Annotated in this window: 18 protein-coding genes; 1 reads left to right on the top strand and 17 read right to left on the bottom strand. The window is 71.1% G+C overall.

Annotated elements, in window-relative coordinates; all coding sequences use genetic code 11:
• Nucleotides 1-58 precede the first annotated feature (58 nt).
• Genes VG869_13425 through ndhC form a run of 3 tightly spaced genes read right to left on the bottom strand, consistent with a single transcriptional unit; the run spans nt 59 to nt 1,612 of the window.
• Nucleotides 59-769 (bottom strand): NADH-quinone oxidoreductase subunit C, encoded by a 711-nt coding sequence (locus tag VG869_13425; GenBank protein HEV3452187.1) that lies wholly within the window; start codon nt 767-769, stop codon nt 59-61.
• Entirely contained in the window at nt 744-1,259 is a 516-nt protein-coding gene (gene nuoB, locus VG869_13420; protein HEV3452186.1) for an NADH-quinone oxidoreductase subunit NuoB, read from the bottom strand. The genes VG869_13425 and nuoB overlap by 26 nt, the downstream gene beginning before the upstream one ends.
• On the bottom strand, nt 1,250-1,612 hold the full coding sequence (gene ndhC / locus VG869_13415; protein ID HEV3452185.1) for an NADH-quinone oxidoreductase subunit A: 363 nt from the start codon (nt 1,610-1,612) through the stop codon (nt 1,250-1,252). Before ndhC ends, nuoB begins: the two co-directional genes overlap by 10 nt.
• 161 nt (nt 1,613-1,773) lie before the next feature.
• On the opposite strand from ndhC, the gene VG869_13410 reads away from it, so the two are divergent.
• Nucleotides 1,774-2,616 (top strand): patatin-like phospholipase family protein, encoded by an 843-nt coding sequence (locus tag VG869_13410; GenBank protein HEV3452184.1) that lies wholly within the window; start codon nt 1,774-1,776, stop codon nt 2,614-2,616.
• Here the strand turns inward: VG869_13410 and VG869_13405 are convergent, their stop codons facing one another.
• The 14 genes from VG869_13405 to VG869_13340 form a co-directional block, all read right to left on the bottom strand.
• Nucleotides 2,617-3,186, bottom strand: a complete 570-nt coding sequence (locus VG869_13405) for a histidine phosphatase family protein (protein HEV3452183.1) — start codon at nt 3,184-3,186, stop codon at nt 2,617-2,619.
• Complete coding sequence (gene pgi, locus VG869_13400; protein HEV3452182.1) at nt 3,183-4,805, bottom strand: glucose-6-phosphate isomerase; 1,623 nt, start codon at nt 4,803-4,805, stop codon at nt 3,183-3,185. Before pgi ends, VG869_13405 begins: the two co-directional genes overlap by 4 nt.
• Nucleotides 4,806-4,866: 61 nt before the next feature.
• The gene (locus tag VG869_13395) at nt 4,867-6,354 is read right to left on the bottom strand and encodes an NADH-quinone oxidoreductase subunit N (GenBank protein HEV3452181.1); all 1,488 of its coding nucleotides are present in this window, start codon (nt 6,352-6,354) and stop codon (nt 4,867-4,869) included.
• Complete coding sequence (locus VG869_13390; GenBank protein ID HEV3452180.1) at nt 6,351-7,937, bottom strand: NADH-quinone oxidoreductase subunit M; 1,587 nt, start codon at nt 7,935-7,937, stop codon at nt 6,351-6,353. The genes VG869_13395 and VG869_13390 overlap by 4 nt, the downstream gene beginning before the upstream one ends.
• Nucleotides 7,937-9,976, bottom strand: a complete 2,040-nt coding sequence (gene nuoL / locus VG869_13385) for an NADH-quinone oxidoreductase subunit L (protein HEV3452179.1) — start codon at nt 9,974-9,976, stop codon at nt 7,937-7,939. The genes VG869_13390 and nuoL overlap by 1 nt, the downstream gene beginning before the upstream one ends.
• A gap of 24 nt (nt 9,977-10,000) precedes the next feature.
• Nucleotides 10,001-10,300, bottom strand: a complete 300-nt coding sequence (gene nuoK, locus VG869_13380) for an NADH-quinone oxidoreductase subunit NuoK (GenBank protein HEV3452178.1) — start codon at nt 10,298-10,300, stop codon at nt 10,001-10,003.
• A 14-nt stretch (nt 10,301-10,314) separates the two neighbouring features.
• Entirely contained in the window at nt 10,315-10,869 is a 555-nt protein-coding gene (locus VG869_13375) for an NADH-quinone oxidoreductase subunit J (GenBank protein HEV3452177.1), read from the bottom strand.
• Nucleotides 10,866-11,495 carry an NADH-quinone oxidoreductase subunit NuoI gene (nuoI, locus tag VG869_13370; protein HEV3452176.1) on the bottom strand — a complete coding sequence of 210 codons (630 nt, stop codon included), beginning with the start codon at nt 11,493-11,495 and terminating at the stop codon, nt 10,866-10,868. Before nuoI ends, VG869_13375 begins: the two co-directional genes overlap by 4 nt.
• A complete protein-coding gene (locus tag VG869_13365) occupies nt 11,495-12,697 on the bottom strand; it encodes a complex I subunit 1 family protein (protein HEV3452175.1) in 1,203 nt (400 codons plus the stop codon). The genes nuoI and VG869_13365 overlap by 1 nt, the downstream gene beginning before the upstream one ends.
• Nucleotides 12,694-15,375 carry an NADH-quinone oxidoreductase subunit NuoG gene (gene nuoG / locus VG869_13360; GenBank protein HEV3452174.1) on the bottom strand — a complete coding sequence of 894 codons (2,682 nt, stop codon included), beginning with the start codon at nt 15,373-15,375 and terminating at the stop codon, nt 12,694-12,696. Before nuoG ends, VG869_13365 begins: the two co-directional genes overlap by 4 nt.
• Nucleotides 15,372-16,706 (bottom strand): NADH-quinone oxidoreductase subunit NuoF, encoded by a 1,335-nt coding sequence (gene nuoF / locus VG869_13355; protein HEV3452173.1) that lies wholly within the window; start codon nt 16,704-16,706, stop codon nt 15,372-15,374. Before nuoF ends, nuoG begins: the two co-directional genes overlap by 4 nt.
• The gene (locus VG869_13350; GenBank protein HEV3452172.1) at nt 16,706-17,206 is read right to left on the bottom strand and encodes an NAD(P)H-dependent oxidoreductase subunit E; all 501 of its coding nucleotides are present in this window, start codon (nt 17,204-17,206) and stop codon (nt 16,706-16,708) included. The genes nuoF and VG869_13350 overlap by 1 nt, the downstream gene beginning before the upstream one ends.
• Nucleotides 17,206-18,495 (bottom strand): NADH-quinone oxidoreductase subunit D, encoded by a 1,290-nt coding sequence (locus VG869_13345; protein HEV3452171.1) that lies wholly within the window; start codon nt 18,493-18,495, stop codon nt 17,206-17,208. Before VG869_13345 ends, VG869_13350 begins: the two co-directional genes overlap by 1 nt.
• Nucleotides 18,492-19,040, bottom strand: a complete 549-nt coding sequence (locus tag VG869_13340; protein ID HEV3452170.1) for an NADH-quinone oxidoreductase subunit C — start codon at nt 19,038-19,040, stop codon at nt 18,492-18,494. The genes VG869_13345 and VG869_13340 overlap by 4 nt, the downstream gene beginning before the upstream one ends.
• Between the last annotated feature and the right edge of the window lie 4 nt (nt 19,041-19,044).

Genomic DNA, 19,044 nt, shown 5'->3' with positions numbered 1-19,044 from the left:
TGGCGCAGCGAGGACCGCTCGACCGCGAGGCCCGAGACTGGCGGCGTCCCGGTGGTGCTCACGACGCGCCCTCGCCCTCGGGCGCGGCACCGGCGTCGACCGCCGTGGGCTCGCCCTCCCCGGGCATGGCCTCGACGTCGACGAGCCCGGGCCAGGGCTTGACGACCCGGGCCAGCAGGGGGAAGTCCTTGCGCAGCGGGTGACCCTCGAACTCGCTCGGGAGGTAGAGGTGCCGGAGCGAGGGGTGCCCCTCGAAGACGACGCCGAACATCTCCCAGCACTCGCGCTCGTGCCAGTCCGCGCCGGGGTAGACCGGCACCCAGGAGGCCACGGACGGCGCGGCCTCGTCGACGTCGGTCTTCAGGGTGAGGCCACGCGGCCCGGTCGTCGACTCGACGTGCGCGAACACCTGGAGCCGCCCGGCCGAGCCGGCGGCGCCGTAGGTCCGCTCGGTCGGCTGCACCGGCGCCGACGTGTCGCCACCGGCCTCGTCACCCTCCCTCGGCGCCGGCTCCCAGTCGATCCCGGCGATGAACGAGAGGTAGTCGCAGCCGAGGTCACCCTGAGCGACCGCGGCCGCCTCGCTCCAGGCGCTCGGCGCCACCCGCACGACGAGGTCCCCGAACACCGCGGCGTGATCCACGATCGCGTCCGCACCGAGCCCGGCTCGCAGCGCGTCGAGCATCGTCTCGTGGTCGGGGTCGGGGGCCGCCGGCTCCTCGGTCGCCTCGGTGGCAGCCTCCTCAGCCAACGACGATCGGCTCCCCACGCCAACGCTTCTCGAGCTCGTCGTTGCCGACGCCCTCGAGCTGGATCCGCTCCTGGAGCAGCACAATCCCCTGGAGCAGGGCCTCGGGCCGCGGCGGGCAGCCGGGCACGTACACGTCGACCGGGATCACCTGGTCGACGCCCTTCGTCACCGAATACGAGTCCCAGTACGGGCCCCCGCAGTTGGCGCACGAGCCCATGGAGATGACGTACTTCGGGTCGGGGATCTGCTCGTAGAGCCGCTTGATCGACGGCGACATCTTGTCGGTGACGGTGCCGGAGATGACGACCAGGTCGGCCTGACGAGGGCTGGCCGGGAAGGGAATGACCCCGAGGCGCATCACGTCGTACCGCGGGCTGGCGAGCGCCGCGCCCATCTCGATGGCGCAGCAGGCCAGACCCCATTGGAACATCCAGAGCGAGTACTTGCGGCTGTAGTTCAGGAGCCACGTCAGGGGCTTCGGCAGGTGGCCGCGGTCCATCAGGCCCATCGGAGCACCCCCTTGCGCCAGGCGTAGACGAGCCCGAGGGTCAGGACCACGATGAAGATCGTCATCTCGATGAGCCCGAAGGTGTCGAGCGTCTTCAGGTCGACCGCCCAGGGGAACACGAACACCGCCTCGACGTCGAAGATGACGAAGAGGAGCGCGTAGACGTAGTAGCGGACGTTCGATTGGCCCCACCCGCCCACGGGGTCCGAGCCGGCCTCGTAGGTGATGAACTTCTCCGGCTGGGGTCGCGTCGGCCGCAGGAGCCGGCCCACGCCGAGCATGGCCCCGAACATCAGGCCGGCGGCCCCGATGAGCACAGCGACGGCGAGATACTGGCGGTAGAACTCGGTCACTGCGAACCGGCCCTCTCGATCCCCCGGGACTTCACCGGAGCCGGAGGCTATCAGCGGGCATCGGCATTCCCTGAACCAACGTGGCGCGAGCGTCGCCGCGCGACGATGCAGGGAGTCGACCTGGAGGCCAGATGCGACGAGCGCGAAGCCAAGGTGGTCCGGTGACCGCCTTCGTCCTGTCGGGCGGCGCCAACCAAGGTGTGGCCCAGGTCGGCATGCTGCGCGCGCTGCTCGAACGCGGCATCACGCCCGACGTCCTGATCGGGACCTCGGCGGGGGCGCTGAACGCGGCGGCGATCGCTCGGGCTCCGACCCCGGAGGTCGTGGACGGGCTCGAGCAGATCTGGCTGGGGCTGACCGGCGAGCAGATCTTCCCGGGCGGGACGCTGCAGCGAGCCTGGAACGTGCTGCGCCGCGACGACCACCTGACCCCGAACGACGGGCTGCTCCAGTTGGTCACGCGAGCGACCGAGCCGGCACGGGAGTTCGCCGACTTCGAGGTGCCGCTCCGCGTCGTCACGACCGATCTCGACACCGGGGACGAGATCGTCGTCGTGGCCGGCCCGGTCGCGCCGGCGCTGCTGGCGAGCGCGGCGATCCCCGGCGTCTTCCCGCCGGTGCAGCTGAACGGGCACCGGCTCGTGGACGGCGCCGTCGTGAACCTGGTGCCGATCTCACACGCGCTGGCGGGACCGGTGAATCGGATCTTCGTGCTCGACGTGTCGGACCCGATCGCCGACCGCCCCATCCGCTCTCCGCTGGACGTGGCCATTCGCGCCTTCGCCATCTCCCGGGACCAGCGCTTCGAGCTCGAGCTGCGGTGGGTGCCGGCCGACGTCGACGTCGTGGTGCTTCCCGCGCCTCCCGACGACCGCGAGTTCTTCGACTACTCGGGTGGCGAGGCGCTGATCCGCGAGGCCCACAAGCTCGCCCTCCAAGCCCTCGACGACTACGACGCTGGTGGCGGCCGGCGGGCCCGTCGGCGGTGGTGGCGGCGGGGCTGATCAGGCGTTCCAGGCCCGCAGGGCCCGGTACTCGCGCTCGTGGCCGAGCACGTTGACGGTCGCGGTCCCGAGCGCGAACTGCGCACCGGCCCGGGGCCCGAAGCCGAGGAACACCGCGGTGAGCACCCGGAGGACGTGGGCGTGGGCGAAGAGGAGCGCGTCGCCGTCCCCGTCCTCGCAGCGGCGGATGACCCGCTGCACTCGGGCCTGGACCTGGGCGACCGTCTCGCCGCCCGGTGCCTCGCCGGTCCAGATCGTCCAGCCCGGGATGGTCTCGCGGATCTCGGCCGTGGTCCGACCCTCGTACTCGCCGTAGTCCCACTCGCGCAGGTCGTCGTCGACCTCGGCGTTCGGGTAGCCGGCGAGGCGGGCCGTGACGCGCGCTCGCTGCCGCGGGCTGGTGAGCACGAGCGCGAAGTCGTGGTCGCAGAGGCGCGGCATGAGCGCACGCGCCTGCTCCTCGCCCCGCGGCAGCAGCGGAACGTCGGTGCGGCCTGTGTGGCGCCCGGTCTCGCTCCACTCGGTCACGCCGTGACGGATGAGCCACAGCTGCGGCGCGGTCCCGCTCACCGGAGCCGACCTCGGTAGCGGCGGATCAGCTCGTTCGTCGACGAGTCGTGGTGCAACGTCGTGCTGGCTTCGGCGTCCAGGTCCGGCACGATCGCGCGCGCGAGCTCCTTCCCCAGCTCCACGCCCCACTGGTCGAAGGAGTTGATGTTCCAGATCGCGCCCTGGGCGAACACCTTGTGCTCGTACAGCGCGATGAGCTGCCCGAGCGTGTTCGGGGTCAGCTCGGTGACGAGGATCGTGTTCGTGGGGTGGTTGCCGGCGAAGGTCCGGTGCGGGACCTGGTACGGCGGGACGCCCTCGGCGCGGACTTCCTCGGCCGTCTTCCCGAACGCGAGCGCCTGCGGCTGCGCGAACAGGTTGGCCATCAAGAGCCGGTGGTGGTCGCCGAGGTGGTGACGAGGACGGCAGAAGCCGATGAAGTCGCACGGGATGAGCTTCGTGCCTTGGTGGATGAGCTGGTAGTACGCGTGCTGACCGTTCGTGCCCGGCTGGCCCCAGAGGATCGGCCCGGTCTGCCACTCGACCGGCTGCCCGTCGCGTTGCACGGACTTGCCGTCGCTCTCCATGTCGAGCTGCTGGAGGTAGTCGGGCAGCCGTGACAGGTACTGGTCGTACGGGAGGATCGCGACGGTCTCGGCCCCGAAGAGGTTGTCGTACCAGATCCCGATCAGCCCGAGGGTCATCGGGAGGTTCCGCTCGATCGGTGCGGTGCGGAAGTGCTCGTCGATGCGGTGGAGCCCGTCGAGCATGTCGCGGAAGGCGGCCGGGCCGACCGCGACCATCAGCGACAGCCCGATGGCCGAGTCGTAGGAGTAGCGGCCGCCGACCCAGTCCCAGAACTCGAACATGTTGGCGGGGTCGATCCCGAACTTGGCCACCTCGGCCCGGTTCGTGGACACGGCCACGAAGTGCCTCGCGACGGCGGCCGGGTCGCCGAGGCTCGCCAGGGCCCACTCGCGGGCCGTGCGCGCGTTCGTCATGGTCTCGAGGGTGGTGAAGGTCTTCGACGAGATGACGAACAGCGTCTCCTCTGGGTCCAGCTCTCGGGTGGCCTCGAAGAAGTCGGTGTCGTCGACGTTCGACACGAATCGGAACCTGAGCGAGCGGTCGCTGAAGTCCCGGAGCGCCTCGTACGCCATGCGGGGCCCCAGGTCGCTGCCGCCGATGCCCACGTTGACGACGTTGCGGATCCGGCGGCCGGTGTGGCCGGTCCAGGTCCCGGCGCGGACCTGGTCGGCGAACGCGGCCATGCGGTCGAGCACGCGGTGGACTGCCGGGACGACGTCGACGCCGTCGACGAAGATCTGCTCGCCCCTCGGCGCCCGCAGCGCGATGTGCAGCACCGACCGCCGCTCGGTGACGTTGATCGGCTCGCCCGCGAACATGGCGTCCCGAAGCTGCTCCACGCCGGCCCGCCGAGCCAGGGCCGCGAGCAGCGTCATCGTCTCGGGCGTGAGCCGGTTCTTCGAGTAGTCGAGGTACAGGTCGTCGAGCTCCAGCGCCATCGTCTCGCCACGGCTCGGGTCGTCGGCGAACAGCTGGCGGAGGTGGACGTCGCGCAGCTGCTCGTGGTTGCGGGCCAGGGCCCGCCACTCGGCGCTGTCGGCGATGCTGGTCAATCGGCCTCCGATCGCCCGGGTCAGCCTACGGTCGGCGGCGTCGAGCCGGACCGGTCGGCGGTCAGAGGAGGAACGTCGCGTCGCGCGCCCAGTGCACGAACGCCCCGGGGAGGACACCGACGACGAGCACGAGCGCGGCGCAGGCGAGGAGCACGGCCCCGCTCCACACGTCGACGCGACGGAGCCCGGCGCTCGAGCTCGCCGGCTCGGGCCCGGGAGTGAGCAGGGTGAACGCGATGCGGAGGTAGAAGAAGGCGGCGACCACCGCGGCCAGGACCCCGATCACGAGCAGCCCGTACTGGTTGGCCTGGGCGGCGGCGCTGAACACCTCGAGCTTGGCGATGAAGCCGCCGGTGAACGGCACGCCGGCCTGGGCGAGCACGAAGAAGATCAGGAGCCCCCCGACGACGGGCCGGTCGAGCGCCAAGCCTCGGTAGTCGTCGAGCGAGTGGTGGTCGTCGCCGCGGCGGGCGGCCACGGTGATGACGGCGAAGGCGCCGACGGTCATGAAGGCGTAGACGAACAGGTAGAGCAGCGACGCCTCCCGGCCCCGCGACGTGCCGGTCTGGAAGCCGATGAGCACGTACCCGGCGTGCGCGATCGAGGAGTAGGCCAGGATGCGCTTCACGTCGGTCTGGATCACGGCGGCGACGCTGCCGACGACGAGGGACAGCACCGCGAGGGCCCAGGCCGCGGGGCGCCAGTCGCTCCGGTAGAGCGGGAAGGCGACGCCGAAGACGCGCAGCAACGCGGCGAAGCCGGCGGCCTTCGTCGCCGCCGACATGAAGGACGTCACCGGCGTCGGCGCGCCCTGGTACACGTCGGGTGTCCACATGTGGAAGGGGACGGCCGCGACCTTGAAACCGAGCCCGACGAGGAGCAGGGCGATCCCCGCCAGGAGGGTGCCCTGGTCGAGCAGCGTGTTGCGAGACAGGAAGCTGGCGATCCCGGTCAGCGACGTCGTGCCCGTCGCGCCGTACGTGAGCGCGACGCCGTAGAGGAAGATCGCCGACGAGAACGACCCGAGCACGAAGTACTTCATCCCGGCTTCCTGGGAGCTCAGCCGTCGACGGTCGAAGGCGGCGAGCACGTAGAGCGGGATCGAGAGGACCTCGAGCGCGAGGAACACGACGATGAGGTCGTTGGCCGTGGTCATCGCCAGCATCCCGGCGGCGGAGAGCAGGATGAGCGCCAGGTACTCGGGTGCCTCGAGGCCCTCACGGCCCAGGTATGCCACCGACAGCAGGATCGCCAGGATGGTGGCGGCGAGGACGACCACGCCGAGGAACACGCCGAAGAGGTCGACCCGCACCATCCCGGCGACGGTCGTGATGGCGTGGTGGTGCCGGAGCAGGTGCCAGAGCCGGTACTCCACGGCGCCGGCGGCCACGGTCCCGGAGATCGCGACGATCACGCAGAGCGGCGTGGTGAGGGCGCGTCGCCGCAGGACGCCGCGCAGCATCACGATGACCACGCCGGCGGCACCGAGCGCGATCTCGGGCGACACCGCCAGCCAGTTGACGGTCGGGTGCAGGATCGGTGGTCTCATCGCCGCAGACCGAGGCGGATCGATTCGTCGCTCGTGACGCCCGGGGGCAACGCCGTCTTGGCGTACCCCGTCGGCCGCTTCTCGCGGAAGTTGGTCTTGAGCTCGAGGTTCACGATGCTGCGCTTGATGGACGGCTCGATGCGATCGATGGCGGCCCGCGGGTACAGGCCAAGGAAGAGGCTCACCGCGAGGAGCGGCGCGACGACGCACACCTCGCGGAGCCCGACGTCGGGCAGTCGCATCGTCGTCTCCGACGGCTTGCCCATGAACGCGCGCTGGAAGGCCCACAGCATGTAGACGGCGGCGAGGATCACGCCGACGGCGCCGGCGATCGCCCAGGGCCGGCGCGACACGAACGTCCCGGCCAGGGACAGGAACTCGCCGATGAACCCCGAGAAGCCGGGGAGCCCGATCCCGGCGAACATCGCGAAGAGGAAGAGCGCGGTGAGGATCGGCGCTGGACGCCACACGCCGCCGTAGTCCGAGATCTCGTAGGTGTGGCGACGCTCGTAGAGCATGCCGACGAGGAGGAACAGCGCACCGGTGGTCAAGGGATGGCTGAGCATCGTGAACACCGCGCCGTCGAGCCCCAGCACCGTGAGGGAGAAGATCCCGACGATGACGAAGCCCATGTGGGCGATCGACGAGTAGGCGATGATCCGCTTGAGGTTCTTCTGCATCGCGGCGACGATCGCCCCGTACAGGATGCCCGTGACGCCCAGGACCAGCAGGACCGGCGCCAGGTCGACCGATGCGTGCGGGAACAGCTCGAACGAGAAGCGGAGAAACCCGTACGCGCCCATCTTGATGATGACGCCGGCCAGGACCACCGAGCCGGCGGTGGGCGCCTCGGTGTGCGCGTCCGGGAGCCAGGTGTGCACGGGGATGAGCGGCACCTTGATCGCGAACGCGGCCATGAAACCGAGGAACAGGAGCGTCTCGGTGGTCGACGACAGCCCGTGCCACGACCAGGCCGCGAGGACCCGGTAGTCGAAGGTCAGGACCCCGGTGCTGGCCTGGTGGAGGAACCCGAGGATCAGCGTGCAGGCGAGCAGGAGTGCCGACCCGGCGGCGGTGAAGAGAAAGAACTTCAGCGCCGCGTACTGCCGATTTTCGTGACCCCACCCCGAGATCAGGAAGTACATCGGGACCAGCAGGATCTCCCAGAACACGAAGAACATGATCAGGTCGAGGGACAGGAAGATCCCGAGGAGCGAGAACTCGAGCAGGAGGAACCACGCCGTGTACGCCTTCGGCCGCGCCGACGGGTAGCGCTGCGAGGCCAGCAGCCCGACGGGGATGAGCAGCGCGGTGGCCAGAACCATGAAGAGGCTGATCCCGTCGACGCCGACGATGTAGCGGGACCCGAGTCCCGGGAACCACGGACGGTTCTCGACGAACTGGAAGAAGACCTGCTTGGTGGCGAAGTTGGCCAGGAGCCAGCAGGTCAGGCCGAGCGTTGCGACCGTGAACGCGTACCCCGCCGCGTGCACGAGCTCCGGTCGTCGCGACGGCACCAGCAGGACGACGACCGCTCCGATCAGCGGCGTGGCGATGATGGCGGTGAGGATCGGGAAGTCCATCAGCGACCCGCGTAGGCGAGAAAGAAGAGGAGGAGCGCGGCCGTGCCCAGCGCGATCCCGACCGCGTAGCGGCGGACGAACCCGTCCTGGACGTGCCGGAGCCCGTCGGCGGTCTCTCGGACTACTCGGGCGGTGCCGTTCACGGCCCCGTCGAAGACGCCGTGGTCGATGTCGCGGTCGAGGAACTCGGCCGTGGCGCGAACGGGCCCGTCGGTGGCGAGCGAGATGGTGTCGTCGTAGTAGTAGCCGTGGCCGAGCACGTCGGCGGCGGGGCCGAGCCGGTCCTGCAGCGGATCGTCGGCCGGGCTTGGCAGCCCCCGTCGGTAGGCGAGGTACGCGGCCAGGATCCCGGCCGCGCCGAACCCGAACGCGGCGGCGGTGAGCGCGGCGGCTCCGCCGAACGACGACGGCGCGGGCTGGTGCACCCCGCGGAACACCGGCGCCAGCCAGGTGTCGAGCCAGGTCAGCCCCCGCAGCGGGATGTTCAGGAGGCCACCCACGAGGGAGAGGAGGGCGAGCACCGTGATTGGGAGCGCCATCGTCCACGGGCTCTCGTGCGGGTCGTGGCCGTGGAGGCGCGGCGGGCGGGGCGGCTCGCCGAACACGACGGTGGGGGCGTAGTCGGGGTCGTAGCCGAGCTCGGCCTCGACGTCGTCGTCGGACCCGCCGCTCGCCGGCGCCGGCACGCCGGTGTCACGGAAGCGCTCGTTGCCGAAGAAGGTCAGCACGATGAGCCGGGTCATGTAGAGGCCGGTCATGACCGCCGCCAGCACGCCGACGACCCAGGCGCCGTAGTCGTGGCGGAGGAAGGCGCCCTCGAGGACGGCGTCCTTCGCCCAGAACCCGGCGAACGGCGGGACCCCGGCGATCGCCAGCCAGGCGACGACCATGCCGGCGGCGGTGATCGGCAGGAACCGGCGGAGCCCGCCCATCGTCCGCAGGTCCTGGTTCTCGGCGTTGCCGTGGATCACCGAGCCGGCCCCGAGGAAGAGGCAGCCCTTGTAGAAGGCGTGCGCGACGACGAGGAAGATGGCGGCGGTATAGGCGCCCGCGCCGAGGGCCAGGAACATGAACCCGAGCTGGCTGATCGTCGAGTACGCGAGCACCCGCTTGATGTCGGGCTGCAGCACGGCGATGGTCCCGGCCAGCAGCGCGGTGGCGCCGCCGATCCACAGGACCACGGTCTGCGCGTCGGGGCTGGCGTCGAAGAACGGATGGGCGCGACAGACGAGGAAGACGCCGGCGGTGACCATCGTGGCGGCGTGGATGAGCGCCGAGACCGGCGTCGGGCCCTCCATCGCGTCGGTGAGCCACGGGAACAGCGGGAGCTGGGCGCTCTTGCCGACGCAGCCGAGGAACAGGAGGAGCGCCACCGCGGTCGTGACGCCGCCCGACGCGTGGGCGGCGGCGTGGCCGGTGGCGCCGTAGTCGAGGGTGCCGAACTGGGCGATGAGCAGGAACATCGCCAGCATGAACCCGAAGTCGCCGACGCGGTTGTAGACGAACGCCTTCTTCCCGCCGAGGGCGGCGGCGTGCCGCTCGAACCAGAACGAGATCAGCAGGTACGAGCACAGCCCGACCCCCTCCCAGCCGAGGAAGGTCAGGAGGTAGTTGTCGGCGAGCACGAGGAGCAGCATCGAGCCGACGAACAGGTTGAAGTAGGCGAAGAACCGGCCGAAGTTCGGGTCGTCGCGCAGGTAGCCGATCGCATAGAGGTGGATGAGCGAGCCCACCCCGGTGACCAGCAGGCACCACGTCACCGAGAGCGGGTCGGCCAGGAACCCGATGTGGACGTGGAGCTGGTCGGCGGCGAGCCACGTGAACACGACGCTGGTGCGGCTGCGCGCCTCGGGCGGCACGCTCAGCAGCGCCGCGAGCAGCGCGCCCGACCACGCGAAGGAGGCGCCGACGAGCGCCGTCGCCAGCCACCCGGCCGCCGGGCGGCCGAGCCGTCGGCCGCACAGCATCAGCACCGCGGCGCCGACGAGCGGCAGCAGCGGAACGATGCCGGCCAGCCCGAGCACGTCGCGCGCGCTCACCCCAGCCCCCCGGCGCCCATGCGCTCAGCCCTCGAGGATCCGGAGGTCGTCGGCCGTCGCGGCCCGGCGGCGGCGGAAGATCGCCACGATGATCGCCAGGCCGACCGCGACCTCCGCGGCCGCGACCACGAGCGTGAAGAAGACGAGGACCTGCCCTCCGACGTCGTTCAGAGCCTTGGCGAACGCCACGAAGGTCAGGTTCACGGCGTTGAGCATCAGCTCGATGCACATGAACATCACGATGATGTTCCGGCGGAGCAGGAGCCCGACCGCGCCGACCGTGAAGAGCACCGCGCCGAGAACCAGGTAGTAGGCCGGCGTGATCGTGAGCGCCGCGATCACTGCGGGCCGCCCTCGGCCGGCTCCCGGTCCGGCCGCTCCCCGCTCCGGCGGGCGAGGACCACGCTGCCGACGACGGCGATCACGAGCAGCACCGCGGTGATCTGGAACGGCCACAAGAAGGTCGTGAAGAGGACGCGGGCAACCCGCTCGATGTTGCTCCCGAAGGCCCCGCCGGTGATCCCGACGCCGCGGGCGGTCTTGGCGCCGGTCGCCCACCGGTGCCCGGCGAGGAACAGCACCTCGGCCAGGACGAGGGCGCCCAGCCCGAGCGCGACCGGGCGCTGGAGGCGGAGCGGCTCCTCGAGCCGCTCCGGGCGATCGACACCGAGCAGCATGATCACGAACAGGAACAGCACGACGATCGCGCCGGCGTAGACGATGATCTGCACCGCGGCGACGAGCTGCGCGTCCTGGATGAGGAACAGCACGGCCACGCTGACGAGCGTGAGCACGAGGAACAGCGCGCAGTGGACCGGGTTCCGACCGAGCACGACCCCGACCGCGCCGGCGAGGGTGAGACCGGCGAAGATGAAGAAGAGCGCGACGGTCACGACTCGGGACCGAGCTCGCCCGCGGGCAGTGCCGGCGCATCCTCGAGCTGGCCCCGTTCCGGCTCACGCACGCCGAAGCCGAGCTCGCCCGACCAGGCCACCCGGCCTTCGTACATCGCGTTGCCCGACGGCGAGGTGGCCCGCATCCACGCGCTCGTGTCGTCGTCCTCGCCACCCAGCCAGAGCTCCCAGGGCTGCCGGCGGGCCCGGCCGTCGTCGCCGACGAGCAGCTCGTCGCGGGTGTAGATCGCGTCCTGGCGGCGCGGGAACGAGAACTCGAACAGGCTCGTCTCGGTGATGGCCTCCGTCGGGCACGCCTCGACGCAGAGGTCGCAGTGGATGCACCGCAGGTAGTTGATCTCGTACACGAAGCCGTACCGCTCCCCCGGGGAGACGGGTGCGTCGGGCGGGTTGTCGGCGCCGCGGACGTAGATGCAGCGGGCCGGGCACACGCCGGCGCACAGCTCGCAGCCGATGCACTTCTCCATCCCGTCCTCGTAGCGGTTCAGGACGTGGCGGCCGTGGAAGCGCGGCGGCTTCGGCCGCTTCTCCTCCGGGTAGTTCTCGGTGACCCGAGGCTTGAACATCTGGCTCAAGGTGACGCGAAAGCCGGAGAGCCGGCCCATCAGCGGATCTCCTCGAGCTCGCCGGCGCGGGGCACGCACGCCATGAGGAAGCCGTACACGAGGAGCGCCGCCGTGGCCGCGACCGGGGTCACGATCCACAGGTTCCAGCCTCGGTCGCGAGCCACGACGATCACTCCGGTGACCATCGCCCACAGGAACGCGGCCTCGATGAGGACCTTCCAGCCGAGGTCCATGAGCAGGTCGTACCGGAGCCGCGGCAGCGACGCCCGGATCCAGACGGTGCCGAACAGCACGGCCCAGAGCTTCAGCAGGAACCAGAAGACCGGAACGATCCACACGTTCACCCAGCCGCGCTGGTCGAGGAAACCCAGCCTCGGGCCTGACGGCCCGCCGAAGAAGAGCGTCACCGCGATCGCCGACATCGTGATCACGTTCATGAACTCGGCCAGGTAGAAGATCGCGAACCGGATCCCCGAGTACTCGAGGTGGTAGCCGCCGGCGAGCTCCTCCTCGGCCTCCGAGAAGTCGAACGGAGGGTGGTTGGTCTCGGCCGTGGCCGAGATCAGGAAGATGACGAGGGCGCCGATCGCTGGGAGCCAGAGCCACTGGCTCACGAACGAGTCCCACTTCCCCCAGGCCTGCTGCAGGACGATTCCTCGGGTCGAGAGGGTGTTGGTGTGGACGAGGACGCCGACGACGGAGAGGCCGACGGCGGCCTCGTAGCTCAGCAGCTGGGCCGAGGCGCGCACCGACCCCAGCAGCGGGTACTTCGACCCCGACGACCAGCCGGCCAGCATGACGCCGTACACGCCGAGGCCCGACATGGCCAGCAGCCACAGCACACCGACGGGAGGGTCGGCCAGCTGGAGGAACGTGGTGTGGCTCCCGAGTCGCGCCACGCCGCCGAAGGGCACGATGGCGAAGGCCAGGAACGCGGCCAGCGCCGACACGAACGGCGCCAGGAGGTAGACGGGGCGGTCGGCCGTCGTCGGGGTCGTGCGCTCCTTGAAGAAGAGCTTGACCCCGTCGGCGAGGGTCTGGAGCACCCCGAACGGGCCGGCCTGGTTCGGCCCGACCCGGTTCTGCATGTCGGCGATGACCTTCCGCAAGAACCAGATGTAGATGAGGACCGAGACCAGCACCAGCCCGAAGACCACGAAGGTCTTCACCACCAGGATGACCACGACGGTGAGGTCGACGCCGTGGTTGAAGAGCGGGTCCCCGCCCGAGAACGGGTTCACGAGATCGTCTGCACGCGCAGGTCGGTGACGGGGGCGTCGACGTCGATGAGGTCGGCGGCACCCGGGCCGGCGACGTTGGTGGGGAGGAACGCCGTCCCGGGCGTGACGCGGGCGTCGGTCCGGACCGCCAGCTCGACGGATCCCCGGGCTGCGGTCACGCGCACCCGCTCGCCGTCGTGCACGCCGAGGCGGTCGCGGTCCCGGGCGCTGAGCCCGAGCTCGGCCGAGCGCATCAGCGGCGCGAGGGCGGGCGTGGCCGCCACGATGTCGTCGGCGCCGTACATCGTGTGCGCGGCCACGAGGCGCAGAGCGTACGCGTCGACGGGGGTCGGGGTCGGCGGCTCCCCGCGGCGCTCCCACCGGTGCAGCGCGACGGCGGGAGTCGGCACGTCGAGGTCCGTCGCGGCGTCGGCCGCCGCCCTGTCGGCCTCCGGCGGCGCGCCCGGCGCCTCGGGAGTCGGGGGGATCGGCTCCCAGGAGGGCCGCCCGCCGGGGGCGCCGACGCCGAACGCGAGCTCGGCGACGTGATCGGCGAGCGGCAGCACGACGCCGTCCCGGGCGCGCCGCAGCAAGTCGGCGTCGACGCCGGCGAAGGCGGGCGCCACCCGGGCGATCTCGTCCTGGACCTCGTCGACGGTCTCGAGGTCGAAGTCCACGCCGAGGCGCGCCGCCAGCTCGATCGGGATGCGCCACGACTCGAGCGGGGACCCGTCGGCGGTCACCCGGCGGCCGAGCCGGAGCACGCGCCCCTCGAGGTTCGTGGTGCTCCCCGCCTGCTCCCCCCAGAGCGTGGGCGGGAGCACGACGGTGGCGAGGTGGGCCGACGCGTTCAGGAACGCCGACACCGCGATGATCGTCTCGACGCGGTCCAGGGCCTGGCGGGCCAGGGTGCGGTCGGGAAAGTCGGCCAGCAGGTCGGAGCCGAGGAGCACGAGGGTGCGGATCTGCCCGTCGGCCGCGGCCCGCAGGATGCCCTCGGCGTCCCGGCCGACGCGGTCGGGGACTCGGCCCCACGCTCGCGTGAGGTGGGCCCGGCCGGCGTCGAGCGTCACCCGCCCGGGGAGGAACCCGGGTGCGAGCCCGAGGTCGAGCGCCCCGTGCACGTTGCCTCGCCCGAGGGCCGACAGGAACCGGGTGTCGGGCCCCTCGGCGAGCACGGCCGCGGCGTGCACGGCGGCGCCCGCCTGCTCGGCGACCGACGCCCGCCCGAGCACGACCACGACCGGGCCGTCCCGGTCGGCGGTCGCGGCTGCGACCGCACGCGCGGCGTCGGACTTCCCCTTCCCGGCCAGGGCCTTGCCCACCGCGGCGGCGGCGTCGGCCGACTCGCCGGGGACGTGGCGGAACACGGCGGTCGCGTACGGCGTCAGCCCGTGGTCGTGGGCGGCCACGTCCACGACCGGCACCCCGAGGTCGGCGGCGGCGCGCCGCACTCGGAGGTAGAGGACGGGGAGCTCTTCCTTCAGGTCCGGGGCGAGGAGCACAATCGCCCGGGCGCGGTCGAGGTCGGCGATCGTGGCGCGCGGCATGCCGAGCACGACGTCGGCCGGGAGGCCGTCGCCGAGCTGGGCATCGACGTGGTCGGTGCCGAGCACGCCCTTGGCGAGGCGGGCCCACGCGTACGCGTCCTCGTTGGTCCCACGGCCGCCGCCGAGCACCGCGATCTCGTCGGGGCTGCCAGCGTCGACGGTGTGGCGCAGCGCGTCGGCGGCGCGCTCGAGCGCCCGGGGCCAGGTCGCCTCGACCAGCTCCCCGGCCTGGCGGACGAGCGGCGCTCGGACTCGGGCGTCGCTGTGCACCCAGTCGAGGCCGTACCGCCCCTTGTCGCACAACCAGCCTTGGTTCACCGGCTCGGAATCGACCCCGAGGAGCCGGACGAGGCGGTTCGTGGTCGACTCGAGCGAGCCGCGGCAGCCGACCGCGCACGCGGTGCAGGTCGTCTCCGTCGCGTCGAGGTCCCACGGACGGGCGCGGAAGCGGTACGGGCGCGCCGTCAGCGCACCGACCGGGCAGATCTGGACCGTGTTGCCCGAGAAGTAGGAGTGGAAGGGCTCGCCGGGGTAGATGATCACCTCGGTGTCGCCGCTTCGCCCCCCGAAGTCGATCAGGGGGTCGCCGGCGACCTCGGCCGCGAATCGGGTGCAGCGGCCGCACTGGATGCAGCGCTCCCGGTCGAGGAGGACGAGCTCGCTGATCGGGATCGGCTTCGCGAAGTGTCGCTTCTCCTCGATGAAGCGCGACTCCCCGGGCCCGAAGGCCAGGGTCTGGTCCTGGAGCGGGCACTCACCCCCCCGGTCGCAGACCGGGCAGTCGAGGGGATGGTTGATGAGCAGGAACTCGAGCACGCCGTCCTGGGCCGTCTTCACTGCGTCGCTCGCGGTGTGGACCACCATGCCGTCGGCGACGGGGGTGGCGCAGGAGATCTGCAGCCCTCGCATCCCCTCGACCTCGACGAGGCACATCCGGCACATGCCGACTGGCTTCAAGCGCTCGTGCCAGCAGAAGCGCGGGATGTAGACGCCGTGGTCCTGCGCCGCCCGGATGAGCAGCTCGCCGTGGCGCGCCGGGACGGGGCGACCGTCGATCGTGACCGTGACCGTGTCCGGGCCCGGCTGGACCGGGATCGTGTAGCGGTGGAGCGACGGCCACTGCGACATCGGGACCGCGTCGAGGGTCACGCCGGCACGACCTCCATGGCGCGGCGACGCTGCTCGTCGCGGTGCATCCGCTCGAGGATCTCGTCGCGGAACCACCGGTCGAGGCTCACGACCGGGCTCATCGTGCTCGGGCCGAGGGCGCAGATCGTCGTCTGGGCGAACGGGGCGTTGAGCCCCGGCACGATGTTGTTGCCGAACGACAGCAGGAGGTCGAGGTCGTCGGGTCGACCCTGGCCGTGGGCCATTCGGTAGAGCACCTTCTCGATCCAGGCCGATCCCTCTCGGCACGGGGTGCACTTACCGCAGGACTCGTGGGCGAAGAACCTGGCCAGCCGCCACGCGACCAGGATCGGGTCGGTCGTCTCGTCGAAGACCATCACCGCGCCGGAGCCGAGCATCGACCGGAGCTCGCCCTGCACGTAGTCCATGTCGAGCGGGGCGTCGAGGTGCTCGGGGAGCAACCAGGGTGACGACGCGCCGCCGGGCACGAAGAACTTGAGCTCCCGCCCGCCGCGCACGCCGCCGGCGAGGCCCTCGATCAGGTCGCGAAAGCTGGTCTTGACGAGCTCGACCTCGTAGTTGCCCGGCCGCTGGACGTGGCCCGACACCGAGAAGATCCGCGTCCCCGTCGACCGGTTCGCGCCCATCGCGTTGTACCACTGCGCGCCGCGCCGGATGATGTGGGGGACGGTCGAGATGGTCTCGACGTTGTTGACGATCGTCGGGGCCGCGTAGACGCCCTGGGCGGCGGGGAAGGGTGGCTTGATGCGCGGCATGGCGCGTTCGCCTTCGAGGCTGGAGAGCAGGCCGGTCTCGTCACCGGCGATGTAGCAGCCCGCGCCTCGGTGCAAGACGACGTCGAGGCGGTACCCCGATCCGAGGATGTTGGCCCCGAGGAAACCCTGCGCGTACGCGTCGCGGATGGCCTGGCCGAGGCGCTCGGCGCCCAGCGCGAACTCGCCGCGCACGTAGACGAAGGCGAGGTCGGTCTGGATGGCGTAGGACGAGATGATGATGCCCTCGAGGAGCTGGTGGGGGTCACGCTCGATCAGCATGTGGTCCTTGAACGTGCAGGGCTCGCCCTCGTCGGCGTTCACGCAGAGGTAGCGCGGGAACGCGGCCTTCGGCAGGAACGACCACTTCTGCCCGGTTCCGAACCCGGCGCCGCCCTTGCCGCGCAGCACCGAGTCGGTGACGGCGGCGGTGATGGCCTCGGGTCCCATCGCGAAGGCCTGCTCGACCGTCTGGTAGGCGCGGTTGTGGGTGCGCGCGGCCTCCATCGTCCACGAGTCGTCGGTTCGGGCCCGGAGGAACTCGGTGACGACGAGGGTCTCGTGGGACGGGTCCGCCATCACGGCACCTCCGCGGGCGAGGTCCCCGAGATCGTGCGGGCCGCGAGCTCGCCGCGCTCGTACCGCTCGATGACGTCGGCGGCCGCGTCAGCGTCGGCGGGCCCGTGGAAGTCGTAGTTGACCTGGTAGGCCGGGGCGTGGTCGCAGTGGGCGATGCACTCGACCTCCTCGACGGTCACGTCCGGGTTGGCCGCGAACCGGTCGTGGAGCTGGGTGAAGAGCTCGGAGCCGCCGTTGACCATGCACGAGACGTTCGTGCACACCGAGACCACAAGTCGCCCCACCGGCTCGCGCTTCAGCATCGAGTAGAAGGAGCACACGCCGAGCACCTGGGCCGGGGAGAGCCCGAGGATCGCCGCCAGCTCCTCCATGGACTCAGGGGCCACCCAGCCGTCGCGGTCCTGCGCGAGGTGCAGCAGGGGCAGCAGGGCGGACTTCGGCGACGGGTACCGCTCGATCAGCTCTCGGGCGCGCCGCCGGTCCGCGTCCGTCAACGCCATCAGCGGTCCGCCTCGCCGAGGATCGGGTCGACGCTGGACACGATGGCCACGGCGTCGGCGATCAAGGCACCGCTGGCCATCGAGCTGATGCCCTGCAGGTTGTAGAGGGAGGGGCCACGGATGTGGAGGCGAACCGGCTTGCCGGTCCCGTCGGACACGAGATAGCAGCCGATCTCGCCACGCGGCGATTCGATGGCGACGTACGTCTCGCCCGGAGGCACCCGGAACCCCTCCGTGAACAGCTTGAAGTGGTGGATGAGGGCTTCCATCGACTCGTCGATGCGAGCGCGCGGCGGTGGCGTCACCTTGCGGTCTTGGACCCGGTAGTCGCCGGCGGGCATGCGATCGGCGCACTGCCGGACGATCTTCACCGATTCGAGGATCTCGTGGAGCCGGACGTGGTACCGGTCGTAGCAGTCCCCCCGCTCCCCGCACACGACGTCGAAGTCGACGTCGTCGTACGCGAGGTAGGGCTGGGCCTTGCGTAGATCCCACGCGAAGCCGGTCGCCCGCAGGATCGGGCCGGTGAGCCCGAGCGCGATGGCGTCGGCGGTCGAGATGGTCCCGACGCCGACCAGGCGCTCGAGCCAGATCGGGTTCTCGGCCAGGAGGTCGACGTAGTCACGGACGCCCCGCTCGACCGTGGTGCAGAGCTGGTCGAGGTCGGCCCGCCAGCCGTCCGGGAGGTCGGCGGCCACGCCGCCCGGCCGGATGAAGTTGTTGTTCATCCGCAGACCGGTCACGGCCTCGAGGAAGCGCAGGGTCAGCTCCCGCTCCCGCCACCCGTAGATCATCATCGACGTGGCCGCGAGATCGAGCCCGTTCGTCGCCTGGAAGAGCAGGTGGGAGGCCACCCGGTTCAGCTCGACGAGCAGCATGCGCATCCACACCGCCCGCGGCGGGACCTCGAGGTCGAGCAGGCGCTCGACCGCCATCGAGTAGACGAGCTCGTTCGATAACGGGGACAGATAGTCCATCCGCGTGACGTTCGTGCCGCCCTGCACGTAGGTGAGCTCCTCGCCGGTCTTCTCCATCCCCGTGTGGAGGTACCCGATCACCGGCTTGGAGCGCACGATGGTCTCGCCGTCGAGCTCCAACATGATGCGCAGCACCCCGTGGGTCGACGGGTGCTGCGGCCCCATGTTGATGATCATGGTGTCGTCGCCCTCGGGCCACACGCCGCCGGCGATCACCTCGCCCCGCGCCGGCGACAGCTGCTGGTCGCCCTCGTCGGTCTGCCGTTCGAGCCGCGCCTCTTCGACCGCCGGAACCTGAATCGGCTCGCTCATCGCGGGGCCGGATCGCCCTTGAACTCGACCGGGATCCGAGCCGGGGCGTCGTCCTTGCGCAGCGGGTACCCGACCCAGTCGTCCGGCATCAGGATCCGGGTGAGGTCGGGATGGCCCTCGAACACGATGCCGAACAGGTCGAACACCTCGCGCTCAGCGAAGTTCACGCCGGGATAGAGGCCGCTCAGGCTGGCGACCGAGGCGTCCCCCTCCGGCACCTCGCAGATGGCCCGGAGGCGGCGGTTGCGCGGGTGCGACAGGAAGTTGGCGACGACCTCGAACCGCTCCACGGTGACGCCGGGGACGGCGACCCGCTCCTCGTCGACCAGGTGGTCGACCGCGGTGACGTCCAGGCACTGCGTGAACCGCTCGTCGTCCCGCAGAAACACCGCCACGCCGCGCCAGGCGGGCCGGTCGACGTAGACGACCGGCTGGCCGTGCGACACCCACACCACGCTGCCCGGGAAGCGCGCCGCGACGGCCGCCGCGACCTCGTCGACGGTGTCGCCCGGGGGCGTCGCGCCCTGCTCGTGCTCGGTGGCCATCGCC

The sequence above is a fragment of the Acidimicrobiia bacterium genome, assembly GCA_035948415.1.
GTDB lineage: Bacteria > Actinomycetota > Acidimicrobiia > IMCC26256 > PALSA-555 > PALSA-555.
Note: the sequence above shows the minus strand (reverse complement) of the source record. Positions and strands in the feature narration are given on the sequence as shown.

Bases quoted from the DNA above. Each gene is read 5' to 3' on its own strand.
- nuoB (HEV3452186.1), bottom strand. From the start codon at position 1,259: ATGGGCCTGATGGACCGCGGCCACCTGCCGAAGCCCCTGACGTGGCTC.
- VG869_13395 (HEV3452181.1), bottom strand. From the start codon at position 6,354: ATGAGACCACCGATCCTGCACCCGACCGTCAACTGGCTGGCGGTGTCG.
- VG869_13390 (HEV3452180.1), bottom strand. From the start codon at position 7,937: ATGGACTTCCCGATCCTCACCGCCATCATCGCCACGCCGCTGATCGGA.
- nuoI (HEV3452176.1), bottom strand. From the start codon at position 11,495: ATGGGCCGGCTCTCCGGCTTTCGCGTCACCTTGAGCCAGATGTTCAAG.
- nuoF (HEV3452173.1), bottom strand. From the start codon at position 16,706: ATGGCGGACCCGTCCCACGAGACCCTCGTCGTCACCGAGTTCCTCCGG.
- VG869_13350 (HEV3452172.1), bottom strand. From the start codon at position 17,206: ATGGCGTTGACGGACGCGGACCGGCGGCGCGCCCGAGAGCTGATCGAG.
- VG869_13345 (HEV3452171.1), bottom strand. From the start codon at position 18,495: ATGAGCGAGCCGATTCAGGTTCCGGCGGTCGAAGAGGCGCGGCTCGAA.
- VG869_13340 (HEV3452170.1), bottom strand. From the start codon at position 19,040: ATGGCCACCGAGCACGAGCAGGGCGCGACGCCCCCGGGCGACACCGTC.